Source organism: Streptomyces sp. WP-1 (assembly GCF_030450125.1).
In the GTDB taxonomy this organism is placed as follows: Bacteria; Actinomycetota; Actinomycetes; order Streptomycetales; family Streptomycetaceae; genus Streptomyces; species Streptomyces incarnatus.
Window position 1 is genome coordinate 3,384,883 of the sequence record NZ_CP123923.1, and the last position, 21,032, is coordinate 3,405,914.

The window sequence follows — 21,032 nt, forward strand, 5'->3', positions numbered from 1 at the left end:
CCGGCTGAACGTCACCAGCGAACACCGGGAGACACACAGGTGAAGCGTGGACATCGCACCGTCCTGGCCACGGCCGTCGCCGCGACGCTGGCCGGGGGCCTGACCGTCGGGCTGACCGGGCCCGCCACCGCGGCCGGATCGGGCGTGACGGCCGGATCGGGCGTGACGGCCGGATCGGGCGTGACGGCCGGATCGGGCGTGACGGCCGGATCGGGCGTGACGGCCGGATCGGGCGTGGCGGCCGGATCGGGCGTGGCGGCCGGATCGGGCGTGGCGGCCGGATCGGGCGTGGCGGCCGGATCGGGCGTGGCGGCCGCGAAGCGGTCCCTGACCGACTTCAACGGTGACGGGTACGGCGACTTCGCCGTCACCGCCCCGGCCGCCCGGCTGAACGGCAAGTGGCGGGTGGGCGCGGTCACCGTCCTCTACGGCTCCGCCCAGGGCGTCTCGGCCGACCGGCGCACCACCATCACCCAGGACACCTCCTGGCTGCCGGGCGCGGCCGAGAACGGCGACCTGTTCGGCGCGGCGACCACCGCGGGCGACTTCGACGACGACGGCTACACCGACCTCGCCGTCGGCACCCCGCTGGAGGACGTGGGCACGGACGTCAACGGCGGCCTGGTGCAGATCATGTGGGGCTCCGCGAAGGGCCTGACCTCGGCCACCACGGTCCCCGACCCGGCCCCGGCCGCCCACGACCGCTTCGGCGCCTCGCTCGCGGCCGGCGACTTCGACGGCGACGGCCGCACCGACCTGGCCGTCGGCACCGACGGGTCCGCCCTCCACACCTTCCGCAAGGGCATCTCCCGGAGCGGCAAGGCCGGCGCGCTCGGCACCCGCGCCCTGCCGCTGCGCTCCGCGCCGGAGGCCGGGATCATCAACCTCACGGCCGGGGACGTCACCGGCGACGGCCGCGCGGACCTGATGGTCAACGGCCTGAACCCCACCAAGGGCGCCGACGGCACGTACTACGACGTCAACTACTTCGTGCCGGGCACCGCCACCGGACCCTCGGCCACCAGCGCCAAGAAGATGCCCGGCGGTGTCGCGGGGGCGATCGGCGACCTCGACGGCGACGGCCGCGGCGACATCGTCACCGGCGTCCACTGGGGCAGGAACACCGCGAACGGCCCGATCGGCGGCAAGGTCGTCGTCACCTACGGCTCCGCCTCGGGCCCCTCCCACCGCGTCCAGACCATCACGCAGGAGTCCGGCACCGTCCCCGGCGACTCCGAGAACTGGGACAAGTTCGGCCAGTCGGTCGCCCTCGGCGACATCGACGGCGACGGCCTGCTCGACCTGGCCATCGGCGCCCCCCGGGAGAACATGCGGCTGTGGGGGCACATGTACTACAACCTGGGCACCGTCACCGTGCTGTACGGCTCGAAGGCGGGCGTCGACACCAGCGCCGCCCCGCAGTACTTCTACCCGGGCGACCACGACGTCCCCGGCCGGCCCGAGGGCAACTTCGGTACGGCCGTGCTGCTCACCGACCTCGACCACGACGGCGGCGCCGACCTGATCGCCGGCACCCCCTGGGCGGACAACGGCGACGGCACCGTCACCGTGCTGCCCTCCGGCATCGCGGCGGACGGCCGGCGGCGGATCGGCACGACGGGGGCCCAGCGGATCAAGCCCGGTCAGGTCGGGATGGAGATCCTCTACGCCATCCCGCAGTTCGGCAGCGTCCTCCAGAACTCCCGCCAGGTGTCCCTGATCAACGCCAACACCTGAGGCACCGGCCGGTGCGGAGTGGGGGCGTCCGCGTGACGCACGCCACCGTCGGCGTGACGTACCCCACCCCACCACCCCGTTCAAACTCCGTTAACAATGGAATGTGATCTCACCGGTCCCCTCGATGCCCCGGAGCGCCCACCGGCACAGGCCGGAGGCGACTCCCTACGTCGACCTCACCCGAGCCGAGTGGAGCGCGCTGCGCGACAAGACGCCGCTGCCGCTCACCGCCGAGGAGGTGGAGAAGCTGCGCGGTCTGGGCGATGTGATCGACCTGGACGAGGTGCGCGACATCTACCTCCCGCTGTCGCGCCTGCTGAACCTCTACGTCGGCGCGACCGACGGCCTCAGAGGCGCGCTGAACACCTTCCTCGGTGAGCAGGGCTCCCAGTCCGGCACGCCGTTCGTGATAGGCGTCGCCGGCTCGGTCGCCGTCGGCAAGTCCACCGTCGCCCGTCTCCTCCAGGCCCTGCTGTCCCGCTGGCCCGAGCACCCGCGCGTGGAGCTGGTCACCACCGACGGCTTCCTGCTGCCGACGAGGGAGCTGGAGGCCCGCGGCCTGATGTCCCGCAAGGGCTTCCCCGAGTCCTACGACCGCCGCGCGCTGACCCGCTTCGTCGCCGACATCAAGGCCGGCAAGAGCGAGGTGACGGCCCCGGTCTACTCGCACCTCATCTACGACATCGTCCCGGACCAGAAACTCACGGTCCGCCGCCCCGACATCCTGATCGTGGAGGGCCTGAACGTCCTCCAGCCCGCCCTGCCCGGCAAGGACGGCCGCACCCGCGTGGGCCTCGCCGACTACTTCGACTTCAGTGTGTACGTCGACGCCAGCGGCGAGGACATCGAGCGCTGGTACCTCAACCGCTTCCGCAAGCTGCGCCAGACGGCCTTCCAGGACCCCGACTCGTACTTCACCAAGTACACCCAGGTCTCCGAGGAGGAGGCCCTGGACTACGCCCGCACCCTGTGGCGCACGATCAACAAGCCCAACCTGACCGAGAACATCGCCCCGACCAGGGGCCGCGCCACCCTGATCCTCCGCAAGGGCCCGGACCACAAGGTCCAGCGCCTGCGCCTGCGCAAGCTGTAGAAGCGCCTCGAAGGGGCGCGGGGAACCGCGCGACGAGCCACGACGAAAGCCGCGGCCCGCGACGCACGGTCCCCCGCGCCCCGAACCCGCGAAACCCCTACCCCAGGGCCGACTTCACCGCATCGGCAAGACGCGACGCGACCGACCTCGCCTGCTCGATGTCCGCCGCCTCGACCATCACCCGCACCAGCGGCTCGGTCCCGGACGGCCGCAGCAACACCCGCCCCGTCTCACCGAGTTCGCGCTCGGCCTCCGAGACGGCGGCAGCGAGATCCGCAGACGTCCGCACCCGCGACTTGTCCACGTCCGGCACATTGACGAGCACCTGCGGCAACCGCTCCATCACGGACGCCAGTTCCCGCAGGCTACGGCCGCTCTGCGCCACCCGCGCCGCCAGCAGCAGCCCCGTCAGCGTCCCGTCACCCGTCGTCGCGTGGTCGAGGATGATCACATGCCCGGACTGCTCGCCGCCGAGCGCGTACCCGTGCTGCTTCATCTCCTCCAGCACATAGCGGTCCCCGACCGCCGTCTGCACCAGCTGGATCCCGGCCTTCTCCATCGCCAGCTTGAAGCCGAGGTTGGACATCACGGTCGCCACCACGGTGTCCGCCCGCAGCGCGGAGCGCTCCCGCATCGCCAGCGCCAGCACCGCGAGGATCTGGTCGCCGTCGACCTCCTCGCCGGTGTGGTCCACCGCGAGGCACCGGTCGGCGTCACCGTCGTGCGCGATACCGAGATCCGCGCCGTGCTCGACCACGGCCGCCTTCAGCAGCCCGAGATGGGTCGAGCCGCAGCCGTCGTTGATGTTGAGACCGTCCGGCTCCGCGCCGATCGTGACGACCTCGGCACCGGCCCGGGTGAACACCTCCGGCGAGACCCCCGAGGCCGCGCCGTGCGCCTCGTCCAGGACGATCTTCAGCCCGTCGAGCCGGTTGGGCAGCACCGACAGCAGATGGCCGACGTACTGCTCGAAACCCTCGTCGTACGACCGCAGCCGCCCCACCCCGGCGCCCGTCGGCCGCTCCCAGGGCTCGCCGTGCCGGTGGGACTCGTAGACCGCCTCGATCCGGTCCTCCAGCTCGTCGGCGAGCTTGTGACCGCCACGGGCGAAGAACTTGATGCCGTTGTCCGGCATGGCGTTGTGGCTCGCGGAGAGCATCACGCCGAGGTCGGCGCCGAGCGCGCCGGTGAGATGGGCCACCGCCGGCGTCGGCAGCACGCCGACCAGCAGGACGTCCACGCCCGCGCTCGCCAGGCCCGCCGCCACCGCGGCCTGAAGGAACTCCCCGGACGCGCGCGGGTCCCGACCGACCACGGCCTTCGGCCGGTGGCCCGCGAAGGTACCCGCCTCGGCCAGCACATGCGCCGCGGCCACGGAGAGGCCGAGGGCCATCTCCGCGGTCAGATCCGCGTTGGCGACACCGCGCACGCCGTCCGTGCCGAAGAGTCGTCCCACTTGTCCTCCTGAGGAAGCGTCGATGGCGTAAGCGGACGGGCGCCGCGTCGATGGGGGCGCCTCGCCATCCGATCACACAAGCCTTTGAGCGTCTTGTGTCGTTATACGCCCTTGGCTGGGATAAACGAACGCCCCGACGGCACATGTGGCGTGCCGCCGGGGCGTTCGGAGTACGAGCAGCAGCTCCCGCTGTTTAGCGCTTGCTGTACTGCGGAGCCTTGCGGGCCTTCTTCAGACCGGCCTTCTTCCGCTCGACCGCGCGGTCGTCGCGGCGCAGGAAGCCGGCCTTCTTCAGGGCACCACGGTTGTTGTCGACGTCCGCCTCGTTCAGCGCACGGGCGACACCGAGACGGAGCGCACCGGCCTGACCGGAGACACCGCCACCGGCGATGCGGGCGATGACGTCGTAACGGCCCTCGAGCTCCAGCACCTTGAAGGGCTCGTTGACCTCCTGCTGGTGCACCTTGTTCGGGAAGTAGTCCTCGAGGGTGCGGCCGTTGATCTTCCACTTGCCGGTGCCCGGGACGATCCGGACGCGGGCAATGGCGTTCTTGCGACGGCCCAGGCCGGCGGCCGGCTGGGGCTCGCCGAAGCGGGAGGCCATGGACTCCGAGGTGTACTCACCCTCGACGGGGACCTCGGACTCGGTGGTGTAGCTGTCGATGTCAAGCTCTTCGAGCGGCTGCTCGGCAGTGGTCTCGGCCACGATTCTCCTCAGATTCTCTTCAGCTTTGGGGGTGGCCGGAATTACTGCGCGACCTGGGTGATCTCGAACGGCACCGGCTGCTGGGCAGCGTGCGGGTGCTGGTCACCCTTGTAGACCTTCAGCTTCGAGAGCATCTGACGGCCCAGAGTGTTCTTGGGGAGCATGCCCTTGACGGCCTTCTCGACGGCCTTCTCGGGGTTGTTCGCCAGCAGGTCGTCGTAGCGGACCGCGCGCAGACCACCCGGGTAGCCGGAGTGGCGGTACGCCATCTTCTGGGTCCGCTTGTTGCCGGACAGGTGCACCTTGTCGGCGTTGATGATGATGACGAAGTCACCGGTGTCGACGTGAGGCGCGTAGATCGCCTTGTGCTTGCCCCGGAGCAGGGACGCGGCAGTGGTGGCGAGACGACCCAGGACGACGTCCTGAGCGTCGATGACGTGCCACTGGCGCGTCACATCGCCGGGCTTGGGGCTGTACGTACGCACGGTTCGTAGCCTTCGCTTCGAGTGAATGGTCCTGAACAGGTCACCGAAACGATCACGACAGCCTCGACCGCACCGCGGTGACGCAAACCGCGTGCTGATCGCTGGTCATCGGCCCGGTGGACCGGTGTAAGGGCCCGTCCCGTGAGAATGAGCAAGCCAATACACAACGAAGAAGCAGGTTACCTGGCGGCCCCCGGACGGGTCAAAACGAGGCAGGCCGCCCGGCGGGCCGCCGCTCGGTACTCGCCGTGATCCCCCGCGTCTAAGATGCGCCCCATGAGTAATGGGCAGGGGGGACCCCAGTCTCAGTGGGATCCCTGGAAACCGCAATCGCAGCAGCCCCGGCAGCAGCCTCAGCAGCCCTGGAGCGGCGGCGGCGACGAGGGGACACCCGACTGGGCCGCGCTCGCGGACGCCTCGGAGTCCCGCGGCAGGCGGCGCAAGCTGCTGTTCATCGCCGGCGGCGCGCTCGCGACGGTCGCCATCGGCGCCGCGGTCGCCGTGGCCGTCGTCTCCGCGGGCGGCCACGACAGCGCCTCGGGGCACCCCACGCGGGTGCCCAGCGCCTCGCTGCCCGGCGGCTCCCCCACCGCGCCGTCCTTCGCGCCCACCAGCGCCCCGCCGCCGCTGGACCCGAAGGTCTTCATATCCAGCGCCAAGAAGGACACCGCCCCGCTGAGCCCCGCCACCCTCTTCCCGGGCACGCGGCTCACCATGGGCAGCACGGTGTACAAGAAGGGCGCCACCGGCGACACCACCGGCTGCGCGACGGCGGCCGGCGGCTCGCTGCCGAACATCCTCACCGCCGACGGGTGCACCCGCGTGATGCGCGCCACGTACACCAACGGCGACATCGCGGTCACCGTCGGCGTCGCCCTGTTCGACACCGAGGCCCAGGCCGCGAAGGCCCGGCGGCAGACGGACGACCACAGCATCGTGCGCGCGCTGCCCGGCAAGGGCGTCGCCGCCTTCTGCGACGGCGCGACCTGCCGCTCGACCCGCAACGCCTACGGCCGCTACGCCTACTTCACCCTCGCCGGCTTCACCTCCGGCAAGAACGTCACCACCAAGGACACCGCGGTCTTCCGGGCCGGCGACGACGTGGCGGAGTTCACCTTCCAGCAGATCCACCGCCGCGGTCAGGCCCAGGCGTCGGCGGCGGCGAACCGGTAGCTCAGCAGCACCCCGCCGACGGCAGCGAGCGCTTGTTGCGGGCCTCCTTGTTCCGGGCGGCCAGCAGCTCGTCGGCGGGGTAGCCGACCTCTTCGAGGGTCAGCCCGTGCGGTCGTACGACATGGACGGCGGAGTCGCGCACCCCGGCGGCCAGCACCTTCCCGGGCCACCGAGGGTCCCGGTGCCCGTCGCCGACGAACAGCAGCGCGCCGATCAGCGAGCGCACCATGTTGTGGCAGAAGGCGTCGGCCCGGACCGTCGCCGTGATCACCCCGTCCGCGCCCCGCACCAGGCTCAGGTCCTGGAGCGTGCGGATGGTGGTGGCGCCCTCCCGCTTCTTGCAGTACGCCGCGAAGTCGTGCTCGCCGAGCAGCGCCCGGGCTGCCTCGTTCATGGCGTCCACGTCGAGCGGCCAGTCGTGCCAGAGCACATGGCCGCGCAGCAGCGGGTCGACGCCGCCGGGGTTGTCGGTGACCCGGTACGCGTACCGCCGCCAGATCGCCGAGAACCGGGCGTTGAAGCCCTCCGGCGCCTCGGTCAGCCGCCAGATCCGCACGTCCTTCGAGAGCCGTCCGGCGAGCCGCTTGAGCAGCTTCTCGCGGTGTTCCGCCCACAGCTCGGCCGGCAGATCGACGTGCGCCACCTGCCCGCGCGCGTGCACCCCGGCGTCGGTGCGCCCGGCCACGGTCAGCTCGTACGTCTCCTTCGACCGCGTCACCGTGCGCAGCGCGTCCTCGATCTCCCCCTGCACGGTCCGCTTCCCGCCGGCCTGCTTGGCCCAGCCGTGGAAATCGGTGCCGTCGTAGGAGAGGTCGAGACGGATACGTACATGTCCGGGCAGCGCTTCGTCACTCACACACAGATCCTCTCAGCCACAAAAAAGCGGGCCCGCCCCTCGGAAGGGAACGGGCCCACAAAACGCGCCCCGAAGGGGCGCGGGGAACTGCGCGACCAGCCACGACGAGCGCCGCAGCCGCGGACGCGCGGTCCCCCGGCAGAACGCTTACGCGTCCTTCGACTCCTCGGCAGCAGCCTCGGCCGGAGCCTGAGCCTCTTCGGCGTCCTTGGCGGAGCGCTTCGTCGCGGCCTCGGCCTCGCCGACAGCCTTCTGCTGCACCGTCAGCGCCTCGACCAGCTCGATGACAGCCATGGGCGCGTTGTCGCCACGACGGTTACCGATCTTGGTGATGCGGGTGTAGCCACCGGGACGGTTCTCGTACCGCGGGCCGATCTCGGTGAAGAGCGTGTGCACGATGCTCTTGTCCGTGATGACCTGGAGCACCTGGCGGCGGTTGTGAAGGTCGCCCTTCTTCGCCTTGGTGACCAGACGCTCGGCGTACGGGCGCAGACGGCGCGCCTTCGCCTCGGTGGTGGTGATGCGGCCGTGCTCGAAGAGGCTCTTCGCGAGGTTCGCGAGGAGCAGCTTCTCGTGCGCGGCGCTGCCGCCCAGACGGGCACCCTTGGTGGGCTTCGGCATAGTTCTTCTCCTGTGTGTCTGCCCCGGCCGTGTCAGGTACCGGGGTCAGTATCCGAGCGAGCGGTTGCTCGTCGGAGATCCGGGAGCAGTCCCGAAGGGTGGCTCCCGGAGGGGGCGCGGGGAACTGCGCGATCAAGCACAGCGCACCCGCACCCGAACACGGACCGTGCGGCCCGAGTTCTCAGTACTGCTCGGTCTCCACGAACCCGGCGTCCGCGTCGTCGTCGGCGCCGAAGGCGTCCGCGGCGGCGGTCGGGTCGAATCCGGGCGGGCTGTCCTTGAGCGCCAGGCCCATGCCGGCCAGCTTCGCCTTGACCTCGTCGATGGACTTCGCACCGAAGTTGCGGATGTCCAGCAGGTCCGCCTCGGAACGGGCCACGAGCTCACCCACGGAGTGGATGCCCTCGCGCTTGAGGCAGTTGTAGGAGCGGACCGTGAGCTCCAGCTCCTCGATCGGCAGAGCCAGGTCCGCGGCGAGCGCGGCGTCCGTCGGGGACGGACCCATGTCGATGCCCTCGGCGTCGATGTTCAGCTCGCGCGCGAGACCGAACAGCTCGACCAGGGTCTTACCGGCGGAGGCCATGGCGTCACGCGGACGCATCGCCTGCTTGGTCTCGACATCCACGATCAGCTTGTCGAAGTCGGTGCGCTGCTCGACACGCGTGGCCTCGACCTTGTACGTGACCTTGAGAACCGGCGAGTAGATGGAGTCGACCGGGATACGGCCGATCTCCTGGCCCACCTGCTTGTTCTGCACGGCGGAGACGTAGCCGCGACCGCGCTCGACGGTCAGCTCCATCTCCAGCTTGCCCTTGCCGTTGAGCGTGGCGAGGACCAGGTCGGGGTTGTGCACCTCGACACCGGCCGGGGGCGCGATGTCGGCGGCGGTGACCAGACCCGGGCCCTGCTTGCGCAGGTACATCACGACCGGCTCGTCGTGCTCCGAGGAGACGACCAGCTGCTTGATGTTGAGGATCAGGTCGGTGACGTCCTCCTTGACGCCCGGCACGGTGGTGAACTCGTGCAGGACGCCGTCGATCCGGATGCTGGTGACAGCGGCACCGGGGATCGAGGACAGGAGGGTACGGCGGAGGGAGTTGCCGAGGGTGTAGCCGAAGCCCGGCTCCAGCGGCTCGATCACGAACCGGGAGCGGAACTCGTCGACGACCTCTTCGGTCAACGAGGGACGCTGAGCGATCAGCATGGATGAATCCTTCAGTCAGGGGCGCCCGCTATTTGACGCCCGACTCTGTACTGCAAGGGTACGGGCGGCACGGCCTCAGCGAGGAAGCCGTACCGCCCGGAACCGCGGAACCAGCGGAGCGCTGCGCGTCAGACGCGGCGGCGCTTCGGCGGGCGGCAGCCGTTGTGCGGGGTCGGGGTGACGTCCTGGATGGAGCCGACCTCCAGGCCCGTGGCCTGCAGGGAGCGGATCGCGGTCTCACGGCCGGAACCCGGGCCCTTGACGAACACGTCGACCTTGCGCATGCCGTGCTCCTGGGCGCGGCGGGCAGCCGACTCGGCGGCCATCTGCGCGGCGAACGGCGTGGACTTCCGGGAGCCCTTGAAGCCGACGTGGCCGGCGGAGGCCCAGGAGATCACGTTGCCCGAGGGGTCGGTGATCGAGACGATCGTGTTGTTGAACGTGCTCTTGATGTGCGCGTGGCCGTGAGCGACGTTCTTCTTTTCCTTGCGGCGCACCTTCTTGGCAGCGCCCTGACGACCCTTGGGGGGCATCTACAAACTCCTAGAGGGAGGTGGTCGGTCCTACAGCGAAGACCGTGGAATGTGGTCCGCTGCGGACTACTTCTTGCCCGGCTTCTTCTTGCCGGCGATGGCGCGACGCGGGCCCTTGCGGGTGCGGGCGTTGGTGCTGGTGCGCTGACCGCGGACGGGCAGACCGCGACGGTGACGGAGACCCTGGTAGCAACCGATCTCGACCTTGCGGCGGATGTCGGCCTGGATCTCGCGACGGAGGTCACCCTCGGTCTTGATGTTGCTGTCGACGTACTCGCGGATCGCGACCAGCTGCTCTTCGCTCAGGTCACGAACACGGGTGTTCGGGTCGACGCCGGTCGCAGCCAGCGTCTCCTTCGAGAGGGTCCGGCCGATGCCGAACACGTAGGTGAGGGCGACCTCCACGCGCTTTTCGCGCGGGATGTCAACACCGGAAACGCGTGCCATTCAATGGCTCCTGGTGAATCTTCGGAGGTCTTCCGCAGAACCGGCTCCCGGCCGCCGTACGAGGTACGAACCGGGTCCCCGGCCTCCGAGCCGGGGGTGTCGAGCCCAGGGGCTCGGGATCTGCGTATGAACAATTCAGCTCGCGTCGCGCGAAGACTCTGCGATAGAGGTGCAGAGAGGGTGGTCGTGCGTCAGCCCTGGCGCTGCTTGTGGCGCGGGTTCTCGCAAATGACCATGACCCGGCCGTGACGGCGGATCACCCTGCACTTGTCGCAGATCTTCTTGACGCTCGGCTTGACCTTCATGGGGTGAGGTTCTCCGGGTCAGTGCCATCGCACCGGGCGGGCCCGATGCGCGGGCAAGATCTACTTGTACCGGTAGACGATCCGGCCACGCGTCAGGTCGTACGGAGACAGCTCCACCACGACCCGGTCGTCAGGGAGGATGCGGATGTAGTGCATACGCATCTTGCCGCTGATGTGTGCCAGGACCTGGTGGCCGTTCTGGAGCTCGACCCTGAACATGGCGTTCGGCAGAGACTCGACGACAGTGCCCTCGATCTCGATGGCACCTTGCTTCTTGGCCACGCTTCGCCCTTCGAATCGACTACCTTGATCGACTCCCCTGCTTTTCCCTTACGGGCGCATGCGGACATGCGGGTGCACGAGAGCCGACGAGTCAGTCTACGTCGGGGGATCCCGAAACGCGAATCGAGTCAGTCTTCCCCATAGAGGCGCCCCCTATGCGAGCTCTGTTCACTACGCCAGGGGGTCGGGGGCGGCCGTGATGCCGAACTCCGCCAGCTTCGCCTTGCCGCCGTCGACCGCGGTGAGCACCAGCGGGCCCTCCTCGGTCAGCGCGACCGAGTGCTCCCAGTGCGAGGACCAGGTGCCGTCGGTCGTGATGACCGTCCAGTCGTCCTCCAGCACCTCGGTGCGCGGGGTGCCGAGCGAGACCATCGGCTCGATCGCCAGGCAGAAACCGGGGACCAGCTTGGGGCCCTTGCCCCGGCGCCGCTCGACGTAGTTCAGCAGATGCGGGTCCATGTGCATCTCGGTGCCGATGCCGTGGCCGCCGTAGTCCTCGATGATCCCGTACTTGCCGCCGCCGGGCTTGGGCTGGCGGCGGATGTACGTCTCGATGGCGCGGGAGATGTCCACCAGCCGGTTGCCCAGCTTCATCGCGGCGATGCCGGCCCACATCGAGCCCTCGGTCACCCGGGACAGCTCGACCAGCTCGGGGGCGTGGCCGGAGCCGACGAAGGCGGTGTACGCCGCGTCGCCGTGCCAGCCGTCCACGATCGCGCCGCAGTCGATGGAGATGATGTCGCCGTCCTTGAGGACGACGTCGGCGGCGGGGATGCCGTGCACGACCACGTCGTTCACGGACGTGCAGATGGTCGCGGGGAAGCCGCCGTACCCCAGGAAGTTCGACGTGGCGCCGTGCTCGGCGAGCACCTTGCGCGCGACCTCGTCCAGGTCCTTCGTGGAGGCGCCGGGCACCGCGGCCTCGCGGGTGGCCGCGTGGATCGCGGCGACGACCAGGCCCGCCGCACGCATTTTGGCGATCTGCTCGGGCGTCTTGATCTGCACCATGGGGGGCCTGCGCTCTCCGTCACTCACGTCGGCTGGGTGTACCTGTACAACACTACGGCCGCGGCGCCCCCGTAAGGGCACCGCGGCCGGAAGGCGGCCGGGCTCAGTGGCTCTCGGCCTGCTCGCTCTTCAGCGCCTCCAGCGCGCGCTCGGTGACCTCGTCCACCGGGCCCGTCGCGGAGATCGTGCGGACCAGGCCCTGCGACTTGTAGTAGTCGATGATGGGCTCGGTCTGCGTGTGGTAGACCTCCAGGCGCGTGCGCACCGTGTCCTCGGAGTCGTCCGGGCGCTGGTACAGCTCGCCGCCGCAGATGTCGCAGACGCCTTCCTGCTGCGGCGCGTTGTACGCCACGTGGAAGACGTGCGAGGAGTCCTTGCGGCAGGTCCGGCGGCCGGCGATGCGCTTGACCACCTCGTCCTCGGGGGCCTCCAGGTCCAGCACCGCGTCCAGCGTCATCCGCTCGGTGCGCAGCAGCTCGTCCAGCGCCTCGGCCTGTGCGACGTTCCGCGGGAAGCCGTCGAGCAGGAAGCCGTTCTCGGCGTCCGGCTGCTCCATGCGGTCCTTGGCCATGGCGATGGTGACCTCGTCGGGAACGAGGTTGCCGGCGTCCATGTAGGACTTCGCGAGCTTGCCCAGCTCGGTCTGCCGGCTGATGTTGGCCCGGAACAGGTCGCCCGTGGAGATGTGCGGGACGGCCAGCTTCTCTGCGAGCCGGACGGCCTGCGTTCCCTTACCGGCACCGGGCGGCCCGACGAGGACGATACGCATCAGCGGAGGAACCCTTCGTAATTGCGCTGCTGGAGCTGGCTCTCGATCTGCTTCACCGTCTCGAGACCGACACCCACGATGATGAGGATGCTGGTGCCGCCGAAGGGGAAGTTCTGGCTTGCGCCGAAGCCGACCAACGCCATTGTCGGTACGAGAGCGATCAGACCCAGATACAGCGAACCCGGCCAGGTGATCCGGTTGAGCACGTACGACAGGTACTCAGCGGTCGGTCGGCCAGCCCGGATGCCCGGGATGAAGCCACCATACTTCTTCATGTTGTCGGCGACTTCTTCGGGGTTGAAGGAGATCGCCACGTAGAAGAACGCGAAGAACACGATGAGCAAGAAGTACAGGGTGATGTAGATCGGGTGATCGCCCTTGGTGAGGTTCGTCTGCACCCACTGCTTCCAGCCCGAGTTGCCGCCCGCGAACTGGGCGACCAGGGCCGGGATGTACAGGAGGGACGAGGCGAAGATGACCGGGATCACACCCGCCTGGTTCACCTTGAGCGGGATGTACGTGGACGTGCCGCCGTAGGACCGGCGTCCGATCATCCGCTTCGCGTACTGGACCGGGATGCGGCGCTGGGCCTGCTCGACGAAGACCACCAGCGCGACCATGACCAGGCCGACCAGGATCACGGTGCCGAACTCGATCCAGCCGCCGGCCAGGGTGCCCTGCTTCTTGATGGCCCACAGCGCGGACGGGAACGTCGCGGCGATCGAGATGAACATCAGGATCGACATGCCGTTGCCGATGCCGCGGTCGGTGATCAGCTCGCCGAGCCACATCACCACCGTGGTGCCGGCGGTCATGCAGATGACCATGGTGATGGTCGTGAAGATCGCCTGGTCCGGAACGATGCTGGTGGCCACCGAGCAGCCGCTGAACAGCGCGCCGCTGCGCGCCGTGGCGACCAGGCCGGTGCCCTGGAGGATCGCCAGGGCGAGGGTGAGGTATCGGGTGTACTGCGTGATCTTCGTGGTGCCGGCCTGGCCCTCCTTCTTGAGGGCTTCGAGGCGCGGGATGACCACGGTCAGCAGCTGGAGAATGATGCTGGCCGTGATGTACGGCATGATGCCGAGCGCGAAGACCGTGATCTGCAGCAGCGCACCGCCGCTGAACATGTTCACGAGACCGAACAGGCCCTGGTTGGCCCCGGCCTCGCTCACGCACTGCTGGACGGCCTTGTAGTTGACGCCGGGGATCGGGATGTGGGTACCGACGCGGTAGGCGACGATGATGCCCAGCGTGAAGAGCAGCTTCTTGCGCAGGTCGGGCGTCTTGAACGCCCGGGCGAACGCGGTGAGCACGGTGCCTCCTGCGACCCCCGCGCAACTGCGTCAAGGGTGACGGTCTGAGGTTCGACGAATACGAATGAGAACAGTGCTGGCCACCTTACCGGCGACCATGCCCCCCTTGGAACGACCAACCGGGGATACCTCATTGTGAGGTATCCCCGGTCGGGATCGTTTACGTCATCGAGGCGTCGTCCGAAGGACTCAGACGAGCTCGGTGACCGTACCGCCGGCGGCGGTGATCTTCTCCTTGGCGGAGCCGGAGACGGCGTCGACCGTCACCTGCAGCGCCACGGAGATCTCGCCCTGGCCGAGGACCTTGACGAGGCTGTTCTTGCGAACGGCGCCCTTGTCGACGAGGTCCTGGACGGTGACCTCTCCACCCTGCGGGTAGAGCGCGGCCAGCTTGTCCAGGTTCACGACCTGGTACTCGGTCTTGAACGGGTTCTTGAAGCCCTTGAGCTTCGGGAGACGCATGTGGAGGGGCATCTGGCCACCCTCGAAGCGCTCCGGAACCTGGTAACGGGCCTTGGTGCCCTTGGTACCACGACCGGCCGTCTTACCCTTCGACGCCTCACCACGACCGACACGGGTCTTCGCGGTCTTGGCGCCCGGGGCGGGACGGAGGTTGTGGATCTTGAGCGGGTTCTGCTCCGCCATGATCAGTCGACCTCCTCGACCGTCACGAGGTGGCGGACGGTGTGCACCATGCCGCGGAACTCGGGGCGGTCCTCCTTGACGACCTGCGTGTTGATGCCCTTGAGACCAAGGGAACGCAGGGTGTCGCGGTGGTTCTGCTTGCTGCCGATGTAGGACTTGACCTGCGTGATCTTGAGCTGCGCCATCACGCACCCGCCCCGGCACGCGCACGCAGCAGAGCCGCGGGAGCGACGTCCTCAAGAGGCAGACCACGGCGAGCCGCGACCTCCTCCGGACGCTGCAGGCCCTTCAGGGCCGCCACGGTCGCGTGCACGATGTTGATCGCGTTGTCGGAGCCGAGCGACTTCGACAGGATGTCGTGGATACCGGCGCACTCGAGCACGGCACGCACCGGACCACCGGCGATAACACCGGTACCCGGGGACGCGGGCTTGAGCAGCACGACGCCGGCAGCCTTCTCACCCTGGATGGGGTGGGGGATGGTGCCCTGGATACGGGGGACCTTGAAGAAGTGCTTCTTGGCCTCCTCAACACCCTTGGCGATGGCGGCCGGCACCTCCTTGGCCTTGCCGTAACCGACACCCACGGTGCCGTCACCGTCGCCCACCACGACCAGCGCGGTGAAGCTGAAGCGACGACCACCCTTCACAACCTTGGCGACACGGTTGATCGCGACGACGCGCTCGACGTACGCGGTCTTCTCGGCGGCAGCAGCGCCGCCGTCACGGCCCTTCCGGTCCCGCCGCTCGCCGCCACCGGCACCGCCTCCGCGGCGCTGGGGTCCAGCCATTGGATTACCTCTCTCTTTCCGCTAGCTACAAGCGGCTCAGAACTTGAGCCCGGCCTCGCGGGCGGCGTCCGCCAGGGCGGCGATGCGCCCGGCGTACTGGTTGCCACCACGGTCGAACACGACGGCCTCGACGCCCGCGGCCTTGGCACGCTCGGCGACCAGAGCGCCGACCTGCTTGGCCTGCGCGGACTTGTCGCCCTCGCCACCGCGGATCGAGGTGTCCAGAGTGGACGCCGACGCGAGGGTGTGACCCTTCAGGTCGTCGATCACCTGAGCCACGATGTGGCGGTTGGAGCGGGTCACGACCAGACGGGGGCGCTCCGCCGTACCGGCGATCCGCTTGCGGATCCGGATGTGACGGCGCTTGATCGCGGCGCGCTTGTAGGCGTCGCCCTTGAGGATCTTCTGCCCGTATGCCATGGCTTACTTACCCGCCTTTCCGACCTTGCGGCGGATGACTTCGCCCTCGTACTTGACGCCCTTGGCCTTGTACGGGTCAGGCTTGCGCAGCTTGCGGATGTTGGCCGCAACCTCGCCGACCTTCTGCTTGTCGATGCCCTCGACCGAGAAACGGGTCGGGGTCTCCACCTTGAAGGCGATGCCTTCAGGCGCCTCGACCAGGATCGGGTGGCTGTAACCGAGAGCGAACTCCAGGTTGGAACCCTTGGCGGTCACTCGGTAACCGACACCGCTGATCTCGAGCTTCTTCACGTAACCCTGGGTCACGCCGGTGATCATGTTCGCCACCAGCGTGCGGGACAGGCCGTGCAGGGCCTTGTTCTGACGCTCGTCGTTGGGGCGGGTCACCTGCAGGGTGCCGTCCTCGCCCTTGGCGATGTCGATCGGTGCCACGACGGTGTGGGTCAGCTCGCCCTTGGGGCCCTTGACCTTGACCGTACGGCCGTCGATGGTGACGTCCACGCCGGCGGGAACCGCGATGGGGAGCTTGCCGATACGCGACATAGCTGTTTCCTCCGTTCCCTTCTGCTACCAGACGTAGGCGAGGACTTCCCCACCCACGCCCTTCTTGCCGGCCTGCTTGTCGGTGAGGAGCCCGTGCGACGTGGAGATGATCGCCACGCCGAGGCCACCCAGCACCTTGGGCAGGTTGGTGGACTTCGCGTACACCCGGAGACCGGGCTTGGAGATCCGCTTGATGCCCGCGATGGAGCGCTCACGGTTCGGGCCGAACTTCAGCTCGAGGACGAGGTTCTTGCCGACCTCGGCGTCCTCGGTCTTCCAGCCCGTGATGAAGCCCTCCTGCTGGAGGATCTCCGCGATGTGCGACTTGATCTTGGAGTGCGGCATCGACACCGAGTCGTGGTAAGCCGAGTTCGCGTTCCGCAGACGCGTAAGCATGTCTGCGATCGGATCAGTCATGGTCATGAATTGGCCTGTGGCCTTTCTCGCCGGGGTTTCCTATATGCGCCATCCCTCTCCCCGTACTGGGACGGGACGGGTGCGGCGCGGGGACCTACGGCGTAGTAAGTCGTCAGGGCGGCAGAGGCCCAACCCTCCTAGCCTAAGCCATGAGAGTCGGCACCCCTGCCGTCCCGGTTGCTTACCGAGAGGTCCAGGAATCCCTAAAAGCAGGGATTACCAGGAGCTCTTGGTCACGCCCGGCAGCTCGCCACGGTGAGCCATCTCACGAAGGCACACGCGGCACAGGCCGAACTTGCGGTACACGGAGTGGGGGCGGCCGCAGCGCTGGCAGCGGGTGTAGCCACGCACACCGAACTTGGGCTTGCGAGCAGCCTTAGCGATCAGAGCCTTCTTCGCCATCTCGCTCACGCCTCCTTGAACGGGAAGCCGAGGTGACGAAGGAGCGCGCGGCCCTCAGCGTCGTTGGTCGCCGTGGTGACCACGGTGATGTCCATACCCCGGACGCGGTCGATCTTGTCCTGGTCGATCTCGTGGAACATGACCTGCTCCGTGAGACCGAAGGTGTAGTTGCCACGGCCGTCGAACTGCTTGGGGGACAGGCCGCGGAAGTCGCGGATGCGCGGGAGCGCCAGCGACAGGGTGCGGTCCAGGAACTCCCACATGCGGTCGCCACGGAGCGTGACGTGGGCACCGATCGGCTGACCCTCACGCAGCTTGAACTGCGCGATGGACTTCCGGGCCTTGGTGACGGCCGGCTTCTGACCGGTGATCGTGGTGAGGTCGCGGATGGCGCCCTCGATCAGCTTGGAGTCGCGGGCGGCGTCGCCCACACCCATGTTGACCACGATCTTGACGAGGCCGGGGATCTGCATGACGTTCTCGTACTTGAACTCGTCACGCAGCTTGCCCGCGATCTCGTCGCGGTACTTCTGCTTCAGACGCGGAGTGGTGGTGGTAGCCATCAGATGTCCTCACCCGTCCGCTTGGCAACGCGGATCTTGTTGCCCTCTTCGTCGAAGCGGTAGCCGACACGAGTGACGACCTTCTCGCCGTCCTTCTCCACGACCAGCTGGACGTTGGAGACGTGGATCGGCGCCTCGGTGGTCACGATGCCGCCGGCCTGGGAGCCACTGGCGGTCGGACCGGCCTTCGTGTGCTTCTTGACCCGGTTGACACCCTCGACCAGGACACGCTCGTCGCGCGGGTAAGCGGCAATGACCTTGCCCTGCTTGCCCTTGTCCTTACCGGTGATGACCTGGACCAGGTCGCCCTTCTTGATCTTCATGCTTACAGCACCTCCGGCGCGAGCGAGATGATCTTCATGAACTTCTTCTCGCGCAGCTCACGGCCGACCGGGCCGAAGATACGGGTGCCGCGAGGGTCGCCGTCGTTCTTCAGAATGACGGCGGCGTTCTCGTCGAAGCGGATGTACGAGCCGTCCGGACGGCGGCGCTCCTTGACGGTGCGAACGATGACCGCCTTGACGACGTCACCCTTCTTCACGTTGCCACCGGGGATCGCGTCCTTGACGGTGGCGACGATGACGTCACCGATGCCCGCGTAGCGGCGACCGGAGCCACCGAGCACACGGATGCAAAGGATCTCCTTCGCACCAGTGTTGTCGGCGACACGCAGTCGCGACTCCTGCTGGATCACGTCTATCTCCTGAATGTCTGCCGGTTCCCCGGGAGCCGCTCGGTCGAGCGGCTCCCGGAGCCTGGCGGAACTGTCCTGCGAGGGGCGCCCCGCAGGAACCTACTTGTGGAATTCCCTTGCGGGAATTGCCTACTTGGCCTTCTCGAGGATCTCGACGACGCGCCAGCGCTTCGTCGCGGACAGCGGCCGGGTCTCCATGAGGAGGACACGGTCGCCGACACCCGCGGCGTTCTGCTCGTCGTGCGCCTTGAGCTTGTTCGTACGGCGGATGACCTTGCCGTACAGCGCGTGCTTCACGCGGTCCTCGACGGCGACGACGACGGTCTTGTCCATCTTGTCGCTGACGACGAGACCCTCACGGGTCTTGCGGAAGCCGCGGGCCTCTGCGTTCTCAGTCACGTTCTTCTCGCTCATCAGGCGTTCTCCACCGTTTCGATGCCCAGCTCACGCTCGCGCATCAGGGTGTAGATCCGCGCGATGTCCTTGCGGACCGCCTTCAGACGGCCATGGTTCTCGAGCTGCCCCGTCGCCGCCTGGAAGCGGAGGTTGAACAGCTCTTCCTTGGCCTCGCGGAGCTTCGCGAGAAGCTCCTCGTTGCCCAGCTCGCGCAGCTCGGACGCCTTGGTACCGGCCGACATCACGCTTCACCTGCCTCGCGCTTGACGATCCGGCACTTCATCGGCAGCTTGTGGGCCGCACGAGTCAGCGCCTCACGGGCGATCTTCTCGTTGGGGTACGACAGCTCGAACATGACGCGTCCGGGCTTGACGTTGGCGATCCACCACTCCGGAGAACCCTTACCGGAACCCATGCGGGTCTCGGCGGGCTTCTTGGTGAGGGGACGGTCCGGGTAGATGTTGATCCAGACCTTGCCGCCACGCTTGATGTGGCGGGTCATCGCGATACGAGCCGCCTCGATCTGGCGGTTCGTGACGTAGGCCGGGGTCAGCGCCTGGATGCCGTACTCGCCGAACGCAACCTGCGTGCCACCCTTGGACATGCCGTCACGCTTCGGGTGGTGCTGCTTGCGGTGCTTGACCCTACGGGGGATCAGCATGTCGGTCAGGCCTCCGTTCCGGTGCTCTCAGCCGGAGCGGCGGCGGGAGCCTCGGCCTTGGGGGCCTCGGCGCCGGCAGCCTGCTGCGGCTTGCGACCGCGCCGCTCGCCACCGCGGCCACCACGGGCCGGGCGGTCGGCACCACCGCGGGCCGGGCGGTTACCCGCACGGGCCGCAGCGTTCTCGGCGCGGACCTCGGCGATGTTCTTGACGTCGCCCTTGTAGATCCAGACCTTCACACCGATGCGGCCGAAGGTCGTCTTGGCCTCGAAGAAGCCGTAGTCCACGTTCGCGCGGAGCGTGTGCAGGGGCACACGGCCCTCGCGGTAGAACTCCGAGCGGGACATCTCGGCGCCACCGAGGCGGCCACCGCACTGGATCTTGATGCCCTTGGCGCCCGCCTTCATCGCCGACTGCATGCTCTTGCGCATGGCACGGCGGAAGGAGACACGGGAGGAGAGCTGCTCGGCGACGGCCTGGGCCACCAGCTGAGCGTCCGTCTCCGGGTTCTTGACCTCGAGGATGTTGAGCTGGACCTGCTTGCCGGTCAGCTTCTCCAGGTCACCGCGGATGCGGTCGGCCTCGGCGCCGCGGCGGCCGATGACGATGCCCGGACGAGCGGTGTGGATGTCCACGCGGACACGGTCACGGGTGCGCTCGATCTCAACCTTCGAGATGCCGGCGCGCTCCATGCCGGACGTCATCATCCGACGGATGGCGACGTCTTCCTTGACGTAGTCCTTGTACAGCTTGTCGGCGTACCAACGCGACTTGAAGTCGGTCGTGACACCGAGCCGGAACCCATGCGGGTTAACCTTCTGGCCCATTACCGGGTTCCTTCCTTGCTGCTGACGACCACGGTGATGTGGCTGGTCCGCTTGCGGATCCGGTAGGCACGGCCCTGGGCGCGCGGACGGAACCGCTTCAGGGTCGGGCCCTCGTCGACGTAGGCCTCGGAGATGACCAGGCTGTCGACATCGGTGTGGTCGTAGTTGTGCGCGGCATTGGCAATGGCGCTGTCCAGCACCTTGCCGACCGGAACCGAGGCTGCCTGCGGGGCGAATCGCAGAACAGCCTGGGCCTCCGTGGCGTCCATGCCACGGATGAGGTCCACCACACGGCGGGCCTTCATGGGCGTGACGCGGATGTACCGCGCCTGGGCCCTGGCTTCCATGGTTGTCCCTTCAGAGTTACTTACTTGTCTGAATGCGATCCGCGATTAGCGGCGCTTCGACTTCCGGTCGTCCTTGACGTGGCCGCGGAAGGTGCGCGTCGGCGAGAACTCGCCGAGCTTGTGGCCGACCATCGACTCGGTGACGAACACCGGGATGTGGGTCTTGCCGTTGTGCACCGCGATCGTGTGGCCGAGCATGGCCGGGACGATCATCGAGCGACGGGACCAGGTCTTGATGACGTTCTTGGTGCCGGCTTCGTTCTGCGTGTCCACCTTCTTGATCAGGTGGTCGTCGACGAAGGGCCCCTTCTTCAAGCTACGAGGCATCTCAACCCGTCC

Annotated in this window: 32 protein-coding genes; 3 read left to right on the top strand and 29 right to left on the bottom strand. The window is 68.1% G+C overall.

Translation table 11 applies throughout. The annotated features are described in order from the left end of the window. The first annotated feature begins 39 nt into the window (after positions 1-39). Complete coding sequence (locus tag QHG49_RS14475) at positions 40-1,737, top strand: FG-GAP-like repeat-containing protein (protein ID WP_301489995.1); 1,698 nt, start codon at positions 40-42, stop codon at positions 1,735-1,737. Between the two features lie 124 nt (positions 1,738-1,861). Further along, positions 1,862-2,830, top strand: a complete 969-nt coding sequence (gene coaA / locus QHG49_RS14480; protein WP_167532156.1) for a type I pantothenate kinase — start codon at positions 1,862-1,864, stop codon at positions 2,828-2,830. A 97-nt stretch (positions 2,831-2,927) separates the two neighbouring features. Here coaA and glmM read toward each other — a convergent pair whose 3' ends face one another. The 3 genes from glmM to rplM all read right to left on the bottom strand — a co-directional run bounded on the left by glmM (position 2,928) and on the right by rplM (position 5,477). Further along, positions 2,928-4,286 carry a phosphoglucosamine mutase gene (gene glmM, locus QHG49_RS14485; RefSeq protein WP_159704172.1) on the bottom strand — a complete coding sequence of 453 codons (1,359 nt, stop codon included), beginning with the start codon at positions 4,284-4,286 and terminating at the stop codon, positions 2,928-2,930. A gap of 193 nt (positions 4,287-4,479) precedes the next feature. Beyond that, complete coding sequence (gene rpsI / locus QHG49_RS14490) at positions 4,480-4,992, bottom strand: 30S ribosomal protein S9 (RefSeq protein WP_010036632.1); 513 nt, start codon at positions 4,990-4,992, stop codon at positions 4,480-4,482. A 41-nt stretch (positions 4,993-5,033) separates the two neighbouring features. Beyond that, complete coding sequence (gene rplM, locus QHG49_RS14495; RefSeq protein ID WP_037657589.1) at positions 5,034-5,477, bottom strand: 50S ribosomal protein L13; 444 nt, start codon at positions 5,475-5,477, stop codon at positions 5,034-5,036. Between the two features lie 276 nt (positions 5,478-5,753). Here rplM and QHG49_RS14500 point away from each other — a divergent pair, with 276 nt between their 5' ends. After that, entirely contained in the window at positions 5,754-6,650 is an 897-nt protein-coding gene (locus QHG49_RS14500; protein WP_301489996.1) for a hypothetical protein, read from the top strand. Position 6,651: 1 nt separating this feature from the next. On the opposite strand, the gene truA is transcribed toward QHG49_RS14500, so the two are convergent. From truA to rpsS, 26 genes are all read right to left on the bottom strand, one after another. Beyond that, the gene (truA, locus tag QHG49_RS14505; protein WP_159704166.1) at positions 6,652-7,506 is read right to left on the bottom strand and encodes a tRNA pseudouridine(38-40) synthase TruA; all 855 of its coding nucleotides are present in this window, start codon (positions 7,504-7,506) and stop codon (positions 6,652-6,654) included. A gap of 147 nt (positions 7,507-7,653) precedes the next feature. Then, positions 7,654-8,127: a 50S ribosomal protein L17 gene (gene rplQ / locus QHG49_RS14510; protein ID WP_145482827.1), complete on the bottom strand. Its 474-nt coding sequence runs from the start codon at positions 8,125-8,127 to the stop codon at positions 7,654-7,656. A 181-nt stretch (positions 8,128-8,308) separates the two neighbouring features. Beyond that, a complete protein-coding gene (locus QHG49_RS14515; RefSeq protein WP_003966937.1) occupies positions 8,309-9,331 on the bottom strand; it encodes a DNA-directed RNA polymerase subunit alpha in 1,023 nt (340 codons plus the stop codon). Positions 9,332-9,459: 128 nt separating this feature from the next. Further along, a complete protein-coding gene (rpsK, locus tag QHG49_RS14520; protein WP_003956432.1) occupies positions 9,460-9,864 on the bottom strand; it encodes a 30S ribosomal protein S11 in 405 nt (134 codons plus the stop codon). Between the two features lie 66 nt (positions 9,865-9,930). Next, on the bottom strand, positions 9,931-10,311 hold the full coding sequence (rpsM, locus tag QHG49_RS14525) for a 30S ribosomal protein S13 (protein WP_037657579.1): 381 nt from the start codon (positions 10,309-10,311) through the stop codon (positions 9,931-9,933). A 191-nt stretch (positions 10,312-10,502) separates the two neighbouring features. After that, complete coding sequence (gene rpmJ, locus QHG49_RS14530; RefSeq protein ID WP_003998809.1) at positions 10,503-10,616, bottom strand: 50S ribosomal protein L36; 114 nt, start codon at positions 10,614-10,616, stop codon at positions 10,503-10,505. Between the two features lie 60 nt (positions 10,617-10,676). Beyond that, positions 10,677-10,898 carry a translation initiation factor IF-1 gene (gene infA / locus QHG49_RS14535; RefSeq protein ID WP_004927214.1) on the bottom strand — a complete coding sequence of 74 codons (222 nt, stop codon included), beginning with the start codon at positions 10,896-10,898 and terminating at the stop codon, positions 10,677-10,679. 171 nt (positions 10,899-11,069) lie between these two features. Continuing rightward, complete coding sequence (gene map, locus QHG49_RS14540) at positions 11,070-11,906, bottom strand: type I methionyl aminopeptidase (RefSeq protein WP_301492778.1); 837 nt, start codon at positions 11,904-11,906, stop codon at positions 11,070-11,072. Between the two features lie 103 nt (positions 11,907-12,009). Beyond that, the gene (locus QHG49_RS14545; RefSeq protein WP_145482824.1) at positions 12,010-12,675 is read right to left on the bottom strand and encodes an adenylate kinase; all 666 of its coding nucleotides are present in this window, start codon (positions 12,673-12,675) and stop codon (positions 12,010-12,012) included. After that, a complete protein-coding gene (secY, locus tag QHG49_RS14550) occupies positions 12,675-13,988 on the bottom strand; it encodes a preprotein translocase subunit SecY (RefSeq protein ID WP_145482821.1) in 1,314 nt (437 codons plus the stop codon). The genes QHG49_RS14545 and secY overlap by 1 nt, the downstream gene beginning before the upstream one ends. 189 nt (positions 13,989-14,177) lie before the next feature. Next, on the bottom strand, positions 14,178-14,633 hold the full coding sequence (gene rplO / locus QHG49_RS14555) for a 50S ribosomal protein L15 (RefSeq protein ID WP_037657572.1): 456 nt from the start codon (positions 14,631-14,633) through the stop codon (positions 14,178-14,180). A gap of 2 nt (positions 14,634-14,635) precedes the next feature. Beyond that, on the bottom strand, positions 14,636-14,818 hold the full coding sequence (rpmD, locus tag QHG49_RS14560) for a 50S ribosomal protein L30 (RefSeq protein ID WP_003974250.1): 183 nt from the start codon (positions 14,816-14,818) through the stop codon (positions 14,636-14,638). Continuing rightward, positions 14,818-15,423 carry a 30S ribosomal protein S5 gene (rpsE, locus tag QHG49_RS14565; protein ID WP_007494753.1) on the bottom strand — a complete coding sequence of 202 codons (606 nt, stop codon included), beginning with the start codon at positions 15,421-15,423 and terminating at the stop codon, positions 14,818-14,820. The genes rpmD and rpsE overlap by 1 nt, the downstream gene beginning before the upstream one ends. 36 nt (positions 15,424-15,459) lie before the next feature. Next, positions 15,460-15,843 (bottom strand): 50S ribosomal protein L18, encoded by a 384-nt coding sequence (gene rplR / locus QHG49_RS14570; protein ID WP_030174556.1) that lies wholly within the window; start codon positions 15,841-15,843, stop codon positions 15,460-15,462. 3 nt (positions 15,844-15,846) lie between these two features. Then, the gene (gene rplF, locus QHG49_RS14575; RefSeq protein WP_046418025.1) at positions 15,847-16,386 is read right to left on the bottom strand and encodes a 50S ribosomal protein L6; all 540 of its coding nucleotides are present in this window, start codon (positions 16,384-16,386) and stop codon (positions 15,847-15,849) included. A gap of 24 nt (positions 16,387-16,410) precedes the next feature. Continuing rightward, positions 16,411-16,809: a 30S ribosomal protein S8 gene (gene rpsH, locus QHG49_RS14580; protein WP_037657563.1), complete on the bottom strand. Its 399-nt coding sequence runs from the start codon at positions 16,807-16,809 to the stop codon at positions 16,411-16,413. A 210-nt stretch (positions 16,810-17,019) separates the two neighbouring features. Further along, positions 17,020-17,205 carry a type Z 30S ribosomal protein S14 gene (locus QHG49_RS14585; protein ID WP_003948630.1) on the bottom strand — a complete coding sequence of 62 codons (186 nt, stop codon included), beginning with the start codon at positions 17,203-17,205 and terminating at the stop codon, positions 17,020-17,022. A gap of 5 nt (positions 17,206-17,210) precedes the next feature. Beyond that, entirely contained in the window at positions 17,211-17,768 is a 558-nt protein-coding gene (gene rplE / locus QHG49_RS14590) for a 50S ribosomal protein L5 (RefSeq protein ID WP_037657562.1), read from the bottom strand. After that, positions 17,768-18,091, bottom strand: coding sequence for a 50S ribosomal protein L24 (rplX, locus tag QHG49_RS14595; protein ID WP_037657560.1), 324 nt, complete (start codon positions 18,089-18,091; stop codon positions 17,768-17,770). Before rplX ends, rplE begins: the two co-directional genes overlap by 1 nt. Before the next feature lie 2 nt (positions 18,092-18,093). Then, positions 18,094-18,462, bottom strand: coding sequence for a 50S ribosomal protein L14 (rplN, locus tag QHG49_RS14600; protein WP_003998823.1), 369 nt, complete (start codon positions 18,460-18,462; stop codon positions 18,094-18,096). A gap of 129 nt (positions 18,463-18,591) precedes the next feature. Continuing rightward, the gene (gene rpsQ, locus QHG49_RS14605; protein WP_018543912.1) at positions 18,592-18,876 is read right to left on the bottom strand and encodes a 30S ribosomal protein S17; all 285 of its coding nucleotides are present in this window, start codon (positions 18,874-18,876) and stop codon (positions 18,592-18,594) included. Further along, positions 18,876-19,100 carry a 50S ribosomal protein L29 gene (gene rpmC / locus QHG49_RS14610; RefSeq protein WP_007494763.1) on the bottom strand — a complete coding sequence of 75 codons (225 nt, stop codon included), beginning with the start codon at positions 19,098-19,100 and terminating at the stop codon, positions 18,876-18,878. Before rpmC ends, rpsQ begins: the two co-directional genes overlap by 1 nt. Beyond that, complete coding sequence (rplP, locus tag QHG49_RS14615) at positions 19,100-19,519, bottom strand: 50S ribosomal protein L16 (RefSeq protein ID WP_046418010.1); 420 nt, start codon at positions 19,517-19,519, stop codon at positions 19,100-19,102. The genes rpmC and rplP overlap by 1 nt, the downstream gene beginning before the upstream one ends. Before the next feature lie 5 nt (positions 19,520-19,524). Beyond that, positions 19,525-20,346 carry a 30S ribosomal protein S3 gene (gene rpsC / locus QHG49_RS14620; RefSeq protein ID WP_014674374.1) on the bottom strand — a complete coding sequence of 274 codons (822 nt, stop codon included), beginning with the start codon at positions 20,344-20,346 and terminating at the stop codon, positions 19,525-19,527. Continuing rightward, complete coding sequence (gene rplV / locus QHG49_RS14625) at positions 20,346-20,693, bottom strand: 50S ribosomal protein L22 (RefSeq protein ID WP_026252021.1); 348 nt, start codon at positions 20,691-20,693, stop codon at positions 20,346-20,348. Before rplV ends, rpsC begins: the two co-directional genes overlap by 1 nt. 45 nt (positions 20,694-20,738) lie before the next feature. Further along, positions 20,739-21,020, bottom strand: coding sequence for a 30S ribosomal protein S19 (gene rpsS / locus QHG49_RS14630; protein ID WP_003974263.1), 282 nt, complete (start codon positions 21,018-21,020; stop codon positions 20,739-20,741). Positions 21,021-21,032 lie beyond the last annotated feature (12 nt).

Excerpts from the sequence above, each read along its gene's own strand:
- rpsM (WP_037657579.1), bottom strand. The coding sequence starts at position 10,311 with ATGGCACGCGTTTCCGGTGTTGACATCCCGCGCGAAAAGCGCGTGGAG.
- map (WP_301492778.1), bottom strand. The coding sequence starts at position 11,906 with ATGGTGCAGATCAAGACGCCCGAGCAGATCGCCAAAATGCGTGCGGCG.
- QHG49_RS14500 (WP_301489996.1), top strand. The coding sequence starts at position 5,754 with ATGAGTAATGGGCAGGGGGGACCCCAGTCTCAGTGGGATCCCTGGAAA.
- rpmC (WP_007494763.1), bottom strand. The coding sequence starts at position 19,100 with ATGTCGGCCGGTACCAAGGCGTCCGAGCTGCGCGAGCTGGGCAACGAG.
- rplP (WP_046418010.1), bottom strand. The coding sequence starts at position 19,519 with ATGCTGATCCCCCGTAGGGTCAAGCACCGCAAGCAGCACCACCCGAAG.
- rpmJ (WP_003998809.1), bottom strand. The coding sequence starts at position 10,616 with ATGAAGGTCAAGCCGAGCGTCAAGAAGATCTGCGACAAGTGCAGGGTG.
- rpsC (WP_014674374.1), bottom strand. The coding sequence starts at position 20,346 with ATGGGCCAGAAGGTTAACCCGCATGGGTTCCGGCTCGGTGTCACGACC.
- rplF (WP_046418025.1), bottom strand. The coding sequence starts at position 16,386 with ATGTCGCGTATCGGCAAGCTCCCCATCGCGGTTCCCGCCGGCGTGGAC.
- rpsH (WP_037657563.1), bottom strand. The coding sequence starts at position 16,809 with ATGACCATGACTGATCCGATCGCAGACATGCTTACGCGTCTGCGGAAC.
- rplQ (WP_145482827.1), bottom strand. The coding sequence starts at position 8,127 with ATGCCGAAGCCCACCAAGGGTGCCCGTCTGGGCGGCAGCGCCGCGCAC.
- rpmD (WP_003974250.1), bottom strand. The coding sequence starts at position 14,818 with ATGGCGCAGCTCAAGATCACGCAGGTCAAGTCCTACATCGGCAGCAAG.
- QHG49_RS14515 (WP_003966937.1), bottom strand. The coding sequence starts at position 9,331 with ATGCTGATCGCTCAGCGTCCCTCGTTGACCGAAGAGGTCGTCGACGAG.
- rplE (WP_037657562.1), bottom strand. The coding sequence starts at position 17,768 with ATGGCTACCACCACCACTCCGCGTCTGAAGCAGAAGTACCGCGACGAG.
- rplX (WP_037657560.1), bottom strand. The coding sequence starts at position 18,091 with ATGAAGATCAAGAAGGGCGACCTGGTCCAGGTCATCACCGGTAAGGAC.
- rplR (WP_030174556.1), bottom strand. The coding sequence starts at position 15,843 with ATGGCATACGGGCAGAAGATCCTCAAGGGCGACGCCTACAAGCGCGCC.
- rpsK (WP_003956432.1), bottom strand. The coding sequence starts at position 9,864 with ATGCCCCCCAAGGGTCGTCAGGGCGCTGCCAAGAAGGTGCGCCGCAAG.
- coaA (WP_167532156.1), top strand. The coding sequence starts at position 1,862 with ATGCCCCGGAGCGCCCACCGGCACAGGCCGGAGGCGACTCCCTACGTC.
- rpsS (WP_003974263.1), bottom strand. The coding sequence starts at position 21,020 with ATGCCTCGTAGCTTGAAGAAGGGGCCCTTCGTCGACGACCACCTGATC.
- QHG49_RS14545 (WP_145482824.1), bottom strand. The coding sequence starts at position 12,675 with ATGCGTATCGTCCTCGTCGGGCCGCCCGGTGCCGGTAAGGGAACGCAG.
- rplV (WP_026252021.1), bottom strand. The coding sequence starts at position 20,693 with ATGGAAGCCAGGGCCCAGGCGCGGTACATCCGCGTCACGCCCATGAAG.
- rplO (WP_037657572.1), bottom strand. The coding sequence starts at position 14,633 with ATGGCGGAGCAGAACCCGCTCAAGATCCACAACCTCCGTCCCGCCCCG.
- rpsQ (WP_018543912.1), bottom strand. The coding sequence starts at position 18,876 with ATGAGCGAGAAGAACGTGACTGAGAACGCAGAGGCCCGCGGCTTCCGC.
- rpsE (WP_007494753.1), bottom strand. The coding sequence starts at position 15,423 with ATGGCTGGACCCCAGCGCCGCGGAGGCGGTGCCGGTGGCGGCGAGCGG.
- QHG49_RS14585 (WP_003948630.1), bottom strand. The coding sequence starts at position 17,205 with ATGGCGAAGAAGGCTCTGATCGCTAAGGCTGCTCGCAAGCCCAAGTTC.